The following is a 15,203-nucleotide window of genomic DNA, read 5'->3' on the forward strand; positions in this document are numbered from 1 at the left end:
GTTCAATTAATCGAATCAAAATGTGTAACCTTCACATTCTTAAAGATCGCTTTGCCGCCCTCGGAGAAGAGAGTAATTCCTTTATCTTCAGCATGAGGGAATATTAAGTTTGAATAAGCAGCCTTTCCATCATCCACAAAAACTTCAATACTCGTTTTATCGACGAGAATCTTTAAATGAACCTTCTTCTTACTGACATCAAATGGTGCAGTACTTTCAACGAACTGATTCGTTTCGTCAGGTTGATCTGTGAATAATCGATTGACATAAGAGTAATTTCCTTCTGCAGAAATGCCTACGTCAACGTGGCGTTTTTGATCATCTGACTCCCTGAGCCTAAATCCTGCATTCTTAATATCCGACCATGAGAGATCTGCCTCTATTTGATAGGCATCTCCTTTAACATCAAGTGCTTCCGAGCCATCCACTTCGATTTTATCAAAAGAATTCGTTGAGCTTGTCAATTCTTTTAATGCTTCTGAAGGCTGTGAAGAAAGATAATACTTGTTCTCGCCTTCACGCTTTAGTTCAATTTGACGGACAATCGAATCCATTCCGTTAAACCCTTCTTTTAATGTCGGCGTATTGTCGGCGTAGGCCCAGTTATTCATCCAAGCGAGGGCATAGCGTTTGTCTAATTTGTCACTTGCCTTGCCATCTTCAAACGTTACTCCGCCATACCAATCGAAACCGTAGTCTAGCCATTGCGGTTCATTGTTATCTGAAAGAAATTCTGTTCCATTAAACGTTCCTGTCCAGTATGCATAGGTGTTGGGTTTCCCTGCTGCTTTTCCGTTTGCACTGACGCCCAGCACCCACTTTACTGTCCCGTCATCAGCGCGGATCTGGTAAAGGTCAGGGCACTCTAAAACTCCAATGTTCTTAGTGGAAAAACTGCTCGTATAGCGCCAATCTTTCAGGTTATCAGACTCATAAAAACCTATTTTCGATCCTTCGGCCATGGTCATGACCCATTTTTGATTCGTGTTATCCCATATGATTTTTGGATCTCTAAAATCCTTCGTTCCTGGATTTTTCATAATAGGCTCGTCACTGTAAGAGGTAAACGTCTTTCCTTTGTCCGTACTGTACCACAGAAATTGCTCTTGTTTCTGGCCATCCTTAGAGGGTTGTGTTGCGATCGCCACAAAAGCGTCTTTCCCGAACCCAGCTGTATTTTCCTTGTCTACAACGACTGACCCTGTCCATGGATCCCCATTTTGATTCGTATATTTGGGAATGGCAATTCCTTCATCCTTCCAGTGAATCAAATCTTTAGAGGTGGCATGTCGCCATTCTGTACCATTGCCATCCGGGTAATCTCCATTATAGAGGTAAAAATAATGATAATTTCCTTCATAGTAAACGGGCTTCTGTGGATCGTTTTTCCAATGATCAGGAGAAGTAAAATGATAGGCAGCCCGATATGAGTGCTTTTCTGCCTTATTTGGCGGATTAGCTTCTTTTGTTTTATAAAATGAATGAATCAAAATTCCTGTGCTAATAACCATCCATAATCCAAGAACGAATAATCCAACCATCTTATATTTCTTTTTGTTCACTTAAACTCACCACTTTTCTCTTTTAAAATAGAAAAAAGAAAATGCCAAGTTTTCCTGACATTTTCTTTTTCTTTTCACTGGTAACTACTTAACCGTAATCTGGCCTTGTTCAAGAATACTGTCTTTTACTACCGATGTTTTATTCCCTTTAATGTTAAGCTGGAAGCTTGGGGCAAAGGTAGATTTATTGTCTTCAAAATAACCTCTGTTTGTCATGTAGCTAGTCACTACGGCATTATCACTGCCTGCCTGCGGGATTGCATAGTGTGCATAGTTCCAAGTGATGTCATATGGATTTAGATCCTGATGCAGGACGATGCCCGTTTTATTTAATGGTTTATATGGGCCAGTTAAGGAATTTGACGTGTAGCCTAACATGTAAATATCTTGATTATCGATTCCATCAATGGTCATTTTTGACCCTCTTGAACTTGTGAATAAATACCACTTGCCGTCCTTTTTAAAGATGTTTGGACGTTCGATTTCATCTGTGACCGTATTTGAAACAATCAATGGCTTCATTTCTTTTTTCAATGTATAATCGTCGTTTACTTCAATAATTCCAATTGCACCGTTTGCAAGTTCAGCTAACTCTTTTTTAGGGCTTTGCATAAGTTTGTTTTTTTCACCCTGGAAGAATTTATTGCTGTTGCCATAATAAGCTCTATTGAATAGCGATTCTTCGCCTTGGTAGCCATATTCTGTACCGGTATTTGCTTCAAATACAAGGTATTTGCGGCCGTTGTCTTCTACATAGTGAGGGTCTCTGAAGGTATGATTATCAGCGGAATTTCCGTCCTCTACAAATTTATCTACAGTTTGATAGTACTTGCTGTCTTTGCCTTCATAGATGGATTTGTAATCCTCAACACCATCCACGTTTAATGTTTCAGAATCTGGCTCTGAAAGATTTACTTGAGCGGTTGTTAAGGTTTGTTTCCCATAATTTCCTGATTCAGGTATATACGGTTCACGGTTTGTATAGAATAAGCGAACTTCCCCGTCCTCAGTGAAAGTTGCAGAACCTGACCACTCTTCGGCTTGCTCTTTTAGGTAAGGATCATTTGGAACGTTTTTATCATTGTCATCAAATACTCTTCCAGCATTCTTCCAAGCATCAAGGGAGTCGTCGCCCACTTTTTTGTAGAATATGTAGATGAACGTATCACTCGCGTTTTTAGGATCGCCTGCTAATCCAAAAACGATATGATATCCTTTGTACTCTGCAACAGTTCCATCAGCGTTTTGCAATGGCCATGTATCCCACACATCTAAATCAATGGTTTCGCCTGATTCCGTTACTTTTTTGGCAGAAGGGATGTTTTTAATTGTGGATTCGTCAAACTTAGGAACGGCATATCTAGTATCACCGTGCTGATTAATCATCTCTTTCATAGCTGATCGAGTGATTTGTGAAGTATCGTACGTTTCTTTGTAATCTGCCGGATCCTTTGAAGCTGCAAATGATTGGGTAACAGTACCGCCTAATAGAATGCCAGTACTGAGTATTCCTGCTGTTGCCTGTTTGGCAAGCCTGCTAAAGTTCATAAGTCTTCCTCCTCGTTTTATGTGTTTGCTAGTACAGTAGAATTATAGGCGATTCCTGAAAAGAGAGGTATGCCACATATTGATTGGAATTTAGTCGTATATTGATATCGCAATTGTGGAAGGCAAAAAAAGCCCCGGCAAGAGGCTATTCCTTCGAAAACCTCTCCCAGGACTTCTGATATTCATTGAGCAGCTGATTGCGGTTCAGCTGTTTCCCGACATAGAGCTGAGTCGCGGCTCCGAATTCTTCTCTAATTCCAACAGGGAAGTGAAACCAGTTAGATGGGACGGTGTTCCCATCTTTGTAATTTCGAAGAGTTTCTTCTGCGAGCGGCCCTATATCATCAGTTTTAATGTTCTTAAACGCAGGAATGAATTTGAATTCTTCCGTCATGAAGCGTTTTCCTTGTTCTGACAACACCATCCAATTTAAAAACTTCTTGGCTTCTTTTTTCTTTTCAGGAATGGACTGTTTATTTACGGCCCAATAATTTGGAACGCTGACGACAAGGGCTTCCTTTAAAGGTCGGTCATTAATCGGAATCGGCATAAAACCGATGTTCATGTCAGGCGAAGCTTGATCGATCATCGGCTGAATCCAGTTGCCTTGCTGAATGATGGCTGCTTTTTCGGAGGTAAACAGATTCACTTCCATTGTATAGTCCGTTGACAGTGGATTATCGTTTCCGTACTTTATGGTGAGATCCAGCAGGGCAAGGAGATCCTTAAATGCTTGATTGGTACTGATTTTTTCCGTTCCGTTATTTAAATTTCTTATAAAAGCATCAGTATCCTTTTGCTGGGCAAAAGCAACATTCATCAGATGGTCGCCCAATTTCCAGTCTTCATAGTAGCCTGTTGCAAAGGGAGTAATGCCTGCATTCTGCAGCTTTTCGGTAGCTGCTGTCAGTTCAGAAAGAGTGGCGGGCTGTTCAGTAATGCCTGCTTGTTTAAATAGATCCTTATTATAGATAAAGCCATACCCTTCAAGGTTAACCGGCATTCCGTAAATTTTCCCGTCCAATGTGACCGGCGTCAGGGCTTCTTTGTATGCTTGATTAATCCAGGGCTCCACTGAGAGGTCCTCCAGATAGTTCCGCCACAGCTTGGCATTTTCATAGCCGCTGTTGGTAAAGATATCTGGACCAGTGCCGGTCGCCATTTCGGCTTTTAGGTCGGCGAGGTCATCCATTGCGCCTCCAACTGTATGCACCCTGATATTGACGTGGGGATTTTCCCGTTCATAAACACGCGTCATTTCTTCAAATTGAGTGGAGATTTCCACTTTCGGATTCCTTAAATCCAGCGTGATTTTCCGCTCTGTCTTTTCCGTTTTTTCTGGTGGGGCTTCGTCCTGACATGCAGAAAGAGGCAGGCTGACGGCTCCGATTAACAAAAGGGATAAAAACCTGTTTTTCATCATGTCACCCCTTTAGATTCATGTTGATCGTTCTTGTTCCTGAACTCAAAAGGCGTCATGCCGACGACCTTTTTAAATAGCTTTGAAAAGTAGATTTCATCTTGATAGCCAAGCATGGTCGAGATGGAGTAAATGCTTTTGTCTTTTTCTTTCAGCCACAATTTTGCCTGGCTGATTCTAAGCTCCGTGATGTATTTGGACAGGGTCATTCCGGTTTCTTGCTTATACTTTCTTGAGATATGCTCGCGACTTAAAAAGAAGACATTCGACAGCTTTTCCAGACTCAAATCCTCCATATAATACATGTCAACATAGGAAACCATGTCTTCCATGCGGCGGGCGGCATCTATTTCATCCAGACGGTGGATGGATCGGAAGTTTTGTTCCTCGAGCTTTTTCTGCAGAGCCTGAAACGAGGTCCTGATATCCGATAAAGTTTTGACCTGCTCTTCAGTTACAAGCCTTACAGGGATATCGAACTCCTGGCTGATCCATTCCTCAACGTAGAGCCATTGATCGCTAATGGTGATAACAAGGCAGAGGTTAAGGTCCGTCTGCAGGGAAAACGCATTTCCTAATTTGCGGTCCGTAAGCTCATCTGAAAGCTTTTGGATATAGTGATCCGGATTGTGCATCTGGTAAAAGGAGAGCAGGGTCAGCTTATAGCCCTCCGATTCAGGAAGAAACTCGGCAAGGCTGATTGAATCTGAACGGTGCCCCAGACATATCGCAGTGGCTAACTGGTTTCTCCGCAGTTTTTTCACATCTTCCAGCACTTCAGCATGTTCAAAGTCATCCTTCCAGGCCTGTACCGATTTTTCCAGTGTATGATTGAACGCCTCATACTCAATCGGCTTCAGCAGGTAATCAAAGCTGCTGTGCTGAATGGCTTTGCGCATATAGGAATAATCGTTATATCCAGTAATGAAAATAACTTTCCCCGGATAGGAAATGGAATCCAGCCACTCAATCAGTTCGATTCCGCCCATACCGGGCATTTTCACGTCTGTAAAGATAATCTCCGGGCGTTCTTTCTCAATCAGTGATTTTGCCTCATGGCCATTTTTGGCTTCCAATAGCTTGGTGATGCCGTATGTTTCCCACTGGCCTAAATGGCGTATGACGTCCCGCACATTGAATTCATCATCGACAATCAGTGCTTTCACCGTGTTCATCTCCTTTCCTGAAGTAAGTCTTTATCATTCCCTAGGACGGTCTTTATCGGGATCCTCATGCTGACGGAAAAACCCTGTCCGTCATTCGAATCTACTTTCATTTCTGCACTTGGTCCATACCCTAGAAGCAGCCTGTCACGAATATTCTTCAGGCCTATATGTTCATGCGAATAAGTCCCTTCGTAAGGGGGTGTATAGATATGTTCCCGCAGAGTCTGAAGCTCTTCTTCCGTCAGACCCGGACCATCATTCTCTACAGTAAAGCACAGATCGTTTCCTTGTTTTTCCCCGTCAATGGACAAATGAGCGTTGCTGTAACCTTCCTCATACGTGTGTTTAAAGAAATTCTCTGCTAGGGGCTGCAGAATCATACTAGGAATAGTCATGTCCAAAATGGACTCATCGATATTGATCGAGTAACTTACATTTTCACCAAAACGCTCTGTTTGAAGGGAGAGGTACGCTTTTGTATACTCAGCTTCATCCCGAACCCGTACCCATTGATCTGCCTGCATTGAGTAGCGCATCATTTTGGACAGCGAAGTCAGCAATTGATAGACCTTTGGTGCATTCGACCTGAGGGCAACAGCGCCAATGGATTGTAAAGCGTTAAACAGAAAATGAGGATTGACCTGTGATTTTAACGCCCTGAACTGGTTCTTCCTGTTTTCAATTTCAAGCTTATATTCACGGTCAATGTGGGAATTGATCCGGTTCATCATGTCCTTCATGTGTGACTCCAAATGGCCAATTTCATCGCTTTTGGTATCATCAAAAGGGACATTCATATTTCCGCCTTCAATGGAGCGGACTTTGCTGCTCAGCCTCGTAATGGGACGCGTAATCCTATTTGAGATAATGCCTATCATCAGCAAACCCAGTATTCCTACGCCGATGCCGACAAGGATATTGGTATAGGCGGTTTTCCTGACATCTTCATATAAAGCCTGACTCGACATGATCTTAATCAATTTCCAGCCGTTCAGTGACCCTGATAACTCCTTTGATAAGAGAATATCGTCATCATGCCGGCTCCTATTCCCGTCAAGAAGTTGCTTTTGATCGGTAGGAAGAGGTTTTCCAATCAGGGCATGATCATTTGCATACATGACGCGATCTTTTGAATCAATAAGCAAAACAGAAGATGCGTCTCCCTGGACAAGGTTATTGCAAATGCGGGCATACTCGCCCAAATCAATGTCGATTGTAATCATCCCAAGAAACTTTTTAGAAAGAACGTCTATAATTTTGTGGTGAAAAGTCATCACCATCGTTTTGTCCGATTTTGGAACAATGGCTGCATTATTGTAATTCTCAAGAGGGTGGGGCGGCTCAATCAAATATTGTGAGTCAGATGTATACAGCTGTTTGATCGGGTCCTGGTTCAGAAAATTCGGCTGATACCTGTGTGTGCTGATCATTGCATTATAGACAGTAAATGACTCATTGTTTTTAGCAATATAGAAACGGATTTGCCGGAATTCGTTTCTCATTAGATAAAAGGTTTCGATACTCTTTTCCATGGTCATGGGGCTGAAATAAATGGAGTCTTCGAAGCCGTTATTAAAAATCCGAAACAGATCAGGGTTGCGGTACAGAATATATGGAAAATCAATCATGTCGTCAAAATACTGCTCCAGTTCATCCGCATTCTTCTGAAGCTGCTCCCGACTGTTTTCAAGTTCATACTGCTCCACACTGTTTTTTGTATAAGTGTAGATGAAAAAAACGGACAGGAAATAGGGCAGAACGATGAAAATCAGCAGCATGATCAATAAACGGCTTTGTATGCTTTTCACAGGAGGCACCCCCTTTCGCAGAAGGCTCTTTTTTTTGTCTGATCTTATCTTCTCACTTTAGCATCCTAAAACTATATCAAATGAAAAAACCAAGTCAATCATGCTTAAGTAGGATTCGTGTAAGGGCATGTATCCTTATATTTCGCAGTTCGGGCTTATATTATGTTCCAATCTGCCCTGCGCCAGAGATTTGAAGATGATAAGGCAAACAAAAAAGCTGAAGACATCTTCAGCTTTTACAAAGATTGTGCTTTTTCTCCTACTTCTTCATCAACAAATACATAAAATAAGGAGCCCCTATTAAAGCGATCATAATTCCCGCAGGTATGCCTTCGGGTTCAAGGATGTTTCTTTCGATGGTATCTGCCAGAAGCAGCAGCCAGGCGCGGATCAGAATCGCTACCGGCAGGAAGAGCTGATTTCGAGGTCTGACCAGAGCTCTTGCAATGTGCGGAGCCATGAGCCCGACGAAGGCGATGCCTCCTGTGACAGAGACAGCTGCTGCTGCAAGCGCAACCGCTGTCAGCAGCAGGATCGCCCTTCCTTTTTCAACTGATACACCTAAGCCTATCCGCACAGGTTCACTCATCCCAAGAAGATTCAGCCGATTCGCTTTGTACAGTATAAAGGGGATGAGAATGGCAGCCCATGGAAGGATGGCTCAAATGAAAGGCCAGTCCGCACCCCATATGTTCCCTGACAGCCATTTTGCAATAAAATCCACCTTTTGGCGATCAGCAGATGAAATAAGGACAATCATCAGACCTGAAAGGGCCATAGAAAATCCCACCCCGGTCAATACAAGTTTGACTGGCTGCATTCCCGCAGTCCGTCTTCGTAATTGTCACAAGGGGTGGTAATTCAATGGCTTCAGAAGGTTTCAAACAGCAACAACATCATTTAACTTGTCGTATCTTTATGTAAAGCATTCGAAGCTTCGTTAAAGTAATCATTGTCTAATTCGAAACCAATAAAGTTCCGATTTAGATTTATAGTAGCCTGCCCTGTTCATCCTGAACCCATAAAACAATCCAATACTGTTTCACCTCATTGGTATGATTTGCAATGATTTTTTCGAGGACTATAACTGGCTTTTGACAAGGATGAATTCTCACTTTCCCACTAACTATAGGTGCTTCATAAGAAGCCCTATCATAATAGGAATTAAAAGTTCTTTTTGCCCCTTTAGTATAGGAAATAAAATATTCTCATGAGTTTGACAAATAATTTACTTTAATTGCTGTCATTATTCCCACCAAAAACAAAGGATGATGAATTTTTTGAAAACCGAGTATTACGTACATATTTGTTAGATAAACTGTTCATGCCTTTTATAAGCCAAATTATTCAAAAAAAGGTAAGAGCAAATATGTGCTCTTACCTTTCTTCACTTTATTATTCACTGTCTTGCCTGCTGCCATATTCATGTTCGCTTCGACATTCTCCTGGTTGATTGTGGTAAACGGTAAATTTCGCTTTCCTGAGAAATTCTCAAGCAGGTCTTTGACATCAATTCCCGAGGATGCCTTTAATGACTCCTGCAAGGATGCCATAAAATCCGTAGCATATCCAGTCACTTTATTAGCCCCGCCATTCGCACCGCTTCCACTTGTATCCACTACAGTGATCTTGTCGATATTACTAAGCGGGCTTGCCACTTGTTTTGCATACTCCGGCAGCATTTTCAAAATCATGTCCATTACGGCCGCTTGCCCGAACTGTTCAAAAGCTTCAGCGATTTTCTGCTTGGCTTCTGCCTCTGCTACCCCTTTTAACCGGATGATTTCCGCTTCAGTCGTACCTTGTGCCCTTTGTGCGTCCGCTTTAGCAAGACCGTCCATACGAACACGTTCCGCTTCCGCTTTCGCCATGGCTTCAATTTTATACTTATCGGCATCCGCTTCTGTAATCTGTTTCATTTTGTTAGCGGAGGCTGCCTGCTCTACCGCATAACGGTCGGCATCGGCCTTTTTCTTCACTTCTGAATCATATTGCTTTTCACGGCGAAGGATTTCTTTTTCCTCCAGCTCAATTTGCTTCTGACGTTCAATGATCCTGATTTGCATTTCCTGTTCTGTTACATCCTGTTTGGATCTGGCCGTTTCAAGATCGTAAGCTTGGTCAGCCCGTGCTTTGGCAATATCCTGCTCACGCCGGAATTCCGCAACCTTTAGCTTGTTGATTTTTTCGGCTTCTGCTATTTCGGTTGCCCTTTCAAGTTCGGCACGCTGGGCTTCCTTCGAAGCTTCGGCTCGCTTGATTCGCGTCTCTTTCTCTGCCTCGGCGATAGCTATATCGGCATCCCTTTTCACCTGGGCAATCCTTGGCTTTCCGAGCGATTCAAGATATCCATTTTTGTCTCTTTTAGTTAACCAATTTATGTCCATGATTTATGTACACAAAAAGAAATTTTATATACCTTATGTATAAGATATTTACCGGTTTGTCCAAAATGTGTTCATAATTCCCTCTCTCTTTTATCCATTTTATTGTCCAAAGCTTCTTGGCAATTAAACTCTAAAATGAAGTTTGGTTCTTGAAAGCTTGTGCGTTACCACACTATTGTAAAATAAAGTTTATTGAACAGAAAAAGCCAGAGACTTGCCACAAAATCATATAACAAGGCTCTGTAAGGTTATTTAATTTTTATTTATTCAAGTTAGATAAAAAGCTACTTTCGATCTTTCCTGTATCTAACATTATCAACTGTTAATGGCACTAAATGTGCCTTTGGCATACTTTAATATCTAGCAACTAAAAGATTGCTCGTTTGTTCTACTTCTAATTTTTCTATAGTACTACTAAACTTAGATTTTATGGTATTGGAGTTGGATAAGCATGTATGTTTTATTACATATTTCATATAGGATTTTAACTAGACTTATAACTTAGGAATAGTGAAAAATTAAGCACGAGGCGCTGGCCGATAAAAAGAAGAGAGCATCTGTAAACTACACAGCTACCCTCCCGATTTTCGCCAAGATCCATTATTAATCTCGTAATTCTGTACAATGAAGTATTTAATCTACCGGACGGTCATCAAAATCATAGTCTACCGTGCCAGGAGCTACATGTGCATTTGTTAATGCCGGAGTTTCCGGACGGGCAATTTGATACACACTGGCACCGACAATTTCAGCTGCTTGCTGCAATTTTTCTTTCGATATCTTATCCAGTGTATCTGTAGGCTGGTGATACCAAGGCTCTACAGGGGAATGGATAAACAAGGCGGATGGAATGCCTAGCTCATGGAATGGTTGGTGGTCACTCCTGCCCAGCTGTCCATAAGGAATCGCAACATCCATCGTTCTGGCCCCTGCTGAGGAACCAAGGTCCGTCACAAGGTTTTTCATTCCATCAATGGTATACATAATCAAACCACCTGCAGGATTATCCTCGCCAGCATCACGTCCGCCTATCATATCCATTTGGAAGTGAGCCACCATGCGGTCTACATCCTCTTTGGGAAGGGAATCTGCATAGAAGGATGATCCAACGAGCCCTCTTTCCTCAGATCCGAACGTGAGGAAGCGAATTTCAGTGTCAATTGGCGTTTTGGCCAGGATCCTTGCCAGTTCCAGCACAGCTGATACACCCGAAGCATCATCGTTTGCACCAGGGCCGCCCGGGACAGAATCATGATGGGCTCCAACAGTCACGATTTGACCATTATCCTTATTGGCTTTTGGTTTTAGGGAAGCGATGACATTGTATGATGTCTTTTCGATTCTTTCAGCTTTTCCCACTTCCAGAGTGGACGTGATTTGTTTAGTTTTAAGCTGTTCGACCAACTCTAACCCTAGGGCTTGGGTAATGGCTACAGCAGGTATATTTTGCCCCGCCGATACTTGTCCGAAATTATTTCCTGATGGTGAGTTGTTGTACATTAAAACGCCAACCGCTCCTTTATTTAGGACATTCTGAACCTTTTCAACAAAGGTAATGTCCCCACGTTCAACTAGTGCAATTTTCCCAGATACATTTTCTCCAACTTCCTCTGGTTTTGCTTTTCCAACATTAACAAGTTCGGCCGTTACCTTCCCGCTGATACTGCCGCTAATGGCACGCGGTGTTCCTCCTAAATCACTTTCACCAATTTTCACTTTTACATTTTGCACCGTATCATAGATGGGAAAGGGCTGAACCTTTGTTTCAAAACCAAGACTCTTAAACTGACTTTCTATGTATTTGACTGCACGGAGCTCCCCTTCTGTACCAGCAGCCCTCGGTTGCTCTGATAGATAGGCAATCGTATTATACATATTGTCCGCACTAATTTTTTTGATAACTTTGTTATCAAAAGCTGTGTCAGACTGGGCATTTGTTGCCCCGTTTGTTTGTGCATATACTGTACCAGTTGATAGAACCATACCCGCAGCTAATAGTACTGTTAGTGATTTTCTATACATATAATACCTCCTTCTCCATAATATTCCTAATTATGCATTTAACTGAATAGTTTGTAAATGAGTCATTAGTCTTTAAATTCCAACTATCAATCGGTGTCTGACACCCGCTCTCTTAGAAAGGAAGTCTTATTAGAATCCTCACTATTAATTATAGCAGTTAGCTCATGTCCCGTTGATTTGGTTACTAAGTGAAAAAATCGAGAAATTTATTCACTAAACAATAATTCTGAGTATAGTTAAATCAGTAATTAATGAATCCTAATCATAAATTACATCACCAATAGTTTTGACTATTGCGTGTCTTTCGCTTGAAAAAATGAGTCCCATTTTAGCTAGATCCTGCGAGGCTACCCTCTGTACTTCCTGGGAAAACTTTTCACGGTTTTTATAAATTTCCTCGACTGTCATCGAACCAAGTATGGAACGAAGATGTCCCTCGTTGTAACAGGGTTATATTGCGGGAGAAATAAAAGAATCTATATATGGTATAAGGAGTATTCATTAAACCCAAATGTTTTTGGGAGAAATAAAACCTAAAATGTATCTTTTCCCGAAAGGCGTTAAGACAAGGTTTCATCCTATTATAGTTTCAATTTTCGAACCACATACTCACTATTTATTCTTTTGTTATTTTTCTTATTATAAATCCCTAAAAGATTTTTCTAGAATTAGAGTGAAAATAAACAATAGGTAGTAGAGATTATTATGTAGTACCTTAGAGTATTTATTTTATGAAGCCATAAAATTTATCATAAGCATGGGGGAATATTAGGTCTTAGTATTCAGTCGTTATAAATGGTGTACCCATTGATCGCCCAACCCCTTTAGTCAAAAGAAAAAAGAGAATCCAAACAACTCAATGTTTTCTTTAACAAACGCGCCCATAGTCACAAAAGAAAGAGGATATAGCATTCTGGTTAATACAAAGATGTAAATTCACTTCGCCTTTTGAAAGTAAAGGTTAGTGGGTGGTAAGTTTAATTTAACCTAAATGATTAAACACGTAGGTGTTTTTTTATATGTTGGATTTTATACGAGAGCGTAAAGCACAAAGTATTTCATGTTCCTCGTTTTCAATTAATGGCAGCTACTACGTTGATAACTTTTTTCATGGAATCCTCCTATAGTGGTAATACATTGTTATCATATCATTTTTATTTAAAAGAAATGTAAAAAGGTGTTTACCCATTTCTATTTTTGTATAATCAAGTTATACAGTAATCAGAGGTAGCTTGATAAAGAAGCTATATTACGGAGGTGAAATATGAGCAAGTATGATGCTTTCTATAACTATTTAAAAAGCACCTGGTGGGCAAATGGAGGGTATATTCAATGAGGCAGGATGGAAAGTTCAAAGTGTAGTGTTAGGTGAGTATGTTGAATTTATAAGATGAAAATTTACATAACGCGAACTAAAAAAAATGTAGAAGTGAATGTGGAGGCTGTTAATTAAACTATTAGGGTAAGGTAGGTACGCAATTTTCTTGAATTAAGGTATGAGTGGTGGATTTTAATGAAAATAGTAAACAAATTACCAAAAAGTAACCAACGTTTACATTTGGACCTAATTAAAAATGGATGGGTTCCGATGAAAGAACCTAAGAATTTAATAAGTGCTATTTTGTTATCTATCCCTTTAATGATTGTCGCTGCCATTATCTCTATTGGGATAATAAATATCTTTTCCAATATTTCTTTAAGCGACTTTGGACTGACATCAAGTTCAATATCAATAACAATTAATCTAGGTATTATTTTTTTGCTAGTCTTCCTTTTAATACTTCACGAATTACTTCATTTGATTTTCATTCCTAATTTTATTAAATCAGAAAAAACATATGTAGGACTTACTCTTTTCGGGGGTTTTGTGATAACGGAAGAAGAGATTTTAAAATCAAGGTATATCTTCATTACAATTGCTCCCTTCATGATTATTTCAATAATTTTCCCATTAATATTAGGTGTATTTGGACTATTAACACCGCCACTGAAATTTTTGATAATTCTAAACTCAATGGCATCATCAGTTGATATACTTAATCTCCTACTTATAATTAAACAGGTACCGAATAATGCAATTCTGAAAAGTAATGGACCATACACTTATTGGAAAAAATCACTTAAATAAGAAAACTGTAAATAGAAAGTTTCCTTATTATTTAAGTGAGATTTTTTACAATATTCGGCAAAATATAAGTACTATTTGATTTATACAAAAAGCTCGGTTAGTCAAAAAGCCGAGCTTTTGTTACTCTATTTTTTCCCATTTTTTAAAGCATTCATAATAACAATCGTAAATATTTTTCGAAGTTAACTCCTTCTACTTTAGGAATTTGCTCCAAGGAGGAATCATTGATAGCCTCTGTCAGGAATGCCACTGCGAGCTGTACGGATTTTTCTAGGTTCTCTCCACGCATCATGCTTCCCATAATCACAGATGCAAATAAATCACCAGTACCTGAATAGCTTTCACCGTTATACTGCGTCGCACTATAAAAGGTTCTACTTCCGTCCAAATACATATTTCCGATAAACTGCTTCTCTGAATCTGCTGACGGAGGATTCATTCCAGTGATGATAACCTGAGCTCCCGTTTCTTGCTGCAACATATTACCGGCTTCTTCTATCGCTTTAATATAGTCCTCTTCGTTTGAATAGCTATGCAGCTTTTCATAAGACAATCCGGTTAATAAACAGCACTCTGTAACATTTGGTGTAATGACATCTGCACGCTTCACCAGTTCTCTCATAAGTACCAGTAATTCATCGGTAAAAAGTTTATAGACTTCTCCTATATCCCCCATTACTGGATCAACAAGTAAAATGGTTTCTTTTGTATAAAATTTATCTAAAAAATGGAAAATATTATTAATTTGCTCTTCACCAGTAACGAAGCCGGTATAGATTCCATCAAAGGTTACATTAAGCTTGCTCCATTCTTCTATGAAGTATTTCATTTTGGATGTAAAATCTTCACAAAAAAAACTTGGATATCCGGTTTGCGCAGTCAATATGGCCGTTGGTAAAGGGCATGCCTGCATGCCCATGACTGAAAGAACCGGAATTGCAGCTGTTAATGAACATTTTCCAAAAGATGATAAATCCTGTAGTACAGCAACTTTTTTCATAATAACCTCCATATGGCCTATCCACTTTAAACTTTATTTATCTTATCATAAATCAGCTAAAAACAGTCATCTCCTCTCTCTTTTCAATACGTATAATATCTGTATTTTTTTCAACTGACCTCATAGTTTTTTAATAAATTGACACTTTTATAGACACCAGTC

9 protein-coding genes and 2 pseudogenes are annotated in these 15,203 nt (G+C 40.2%); 1 reads left to right on the top strand and 10 read right to left on the bottom strand.

Going from position 1 to position 15,203, the window contains the following annotated elements:
* Window positions 1-2 precede the first annotated feature (2 nt).
* The 9 genes and pseudogenes from ACWF5P_RS18780 to ACWF5P_RS18820 all read right to left on the bottom strand — a co-directional run.
* The gene (locus ACWF5P_RS18780; protein WP_434169681.1) at window positions 3-1,541 is read right to left on the bottom strand and encodes a GH32 C-terminal domain-containing protein; all 1,539 of its coding nucleotides are present in this window, start codon (window positions 1,539-1,541) and stop codon (window positions 3-5) included.
* Between the two features lie 105 nt (window positions 1,542-1,646).
* Entirely contained in the window at window positions 1,647-3,110 is a 1,464-nt protein-coding gene (locus ACWF5P_RS18785; RefSeq protein WP_434167115.1) for a glycoside hydrolase family 68 protein, read from the bottom strand.
* 145 nt (window positions 3,111-3,255) lie between these two features.
* Window positions 3,256-4,530: an ABC transporter substrate-binding protein gene (locus ACWF5P_RS18790; RefSeq protein WP_452445160.1), complete on the bottom strand. Its 1,275-nt coding sequence runs from the start codon at window positions 4,528-4,530 to the stop codon at window positions 3,256-3,258.
* Window positions 4,530-5,696 carry a response regulator transcription factor gene (locus ACWF5P_RS18795; protein WP_452445161.1) on the bottom strand — a complete coding sequence of 389 codons (1,167 nt, stop codon included), beginning with the start codon at window positions 5,694-5,696 and terminating at the stop codon, window positions 4,530-4,532. Before ACWF5P_RS18795 ends, ACWF5P_RS18790 begins: the two co-directional genes overlap by 1 nt.
* 5 nt (window positions 5,697-5,701) lie before the next feature.
* A complete protein-coding gene (locus tag ACWF5P_RS18800; protein WP_452445162.1) occupies window positions 5,702-7,504 on the bottom strand; it encodes a cache domain-containing sensor histidine kinase in 1,803 nt (600 codons plus the stop codon).
* Between the two features lie 259 nt (window positions 7,505-7,763).
* Window positions 7,764-8,336: pseudogene (locus tag ACWF5P_RS18805) on the bottom strand (FecCD family ABC transporter permease); the annotation flags it as partial.
* A gap of 511 nt (window positions 8,337-8,847) precedes the next feature.
* Window positions 8,848-9,570, bottom strand: a complete 723-nt coding sequence (locus tag ACWF5P_RS18810) for a flotillin domain-containing protein (protein WP_452445171.1) — start codon at window positions 9,568-9,570, stop codon at window positions 8,848-8,850.
* Window positions 9,571-10,524: 954 nt separating this feature from the next.
* Window positions 10,525-11,913 carry a M28 family peptidase gene (locus ACWF5P_RS18815; protein WP_452445163.1) on the bottom strand — a complete coding sequence of 463 codons (1,389 nt, stop codon included), beginning with the start codon at window positions 11,911-11,913 and terminating at the stop codon, window positions 10,525-10,527.
* A 306-nt stretch (window positions 11,914-12,219) separates the two neighbouring features.
* Window positions 12,220-12,351, bottom strand: a pseudogene (locus ACWF5P_RS18820) (SPFH domain-containing protein); the annotation flags it as partial.
* A gap of 1,075 nt (window positions 12,352-13,426) precedes the next feature.
* Between ACWF5P_RS18820 and ACWF5P_RS18825 the strand changes: the two are divergent.
* Window positions 13,427-14,041, top strand: coding sequence for a DUF3267 domain-containing protein (locus ACWF5P_RS18825; protein ID WP_144553837.1), 615 nt, complete (start codon window positions 13,427-13,429; stop codon window positions 14,039-14,041).
* 151 nt (window positions 14,042-14,192) lie between these two features.
* Here ACWF5P_RS18825 and ACWF5P_RS18830 read toward each other — a convergent pair whose 3' ends face one another.
* The gene (locus ACWF5P_RS18830) at window positions 14,193-15,041 is read right to left on the bottom strand and encodes a pyridoxamine kinase (RefSeq protein WP_452445164.1); all 849 of its coding nucleotides are present in this window, start codon (window positions 15,039-15,041) and stop codon (window positions 14,193-14,195) included.
* Window positions 15,042-15,203: the final 162 nt, after the last annotated feature.

This window comes from Peribacillus sp. NPDC055009, assembly GCF_053608705.1.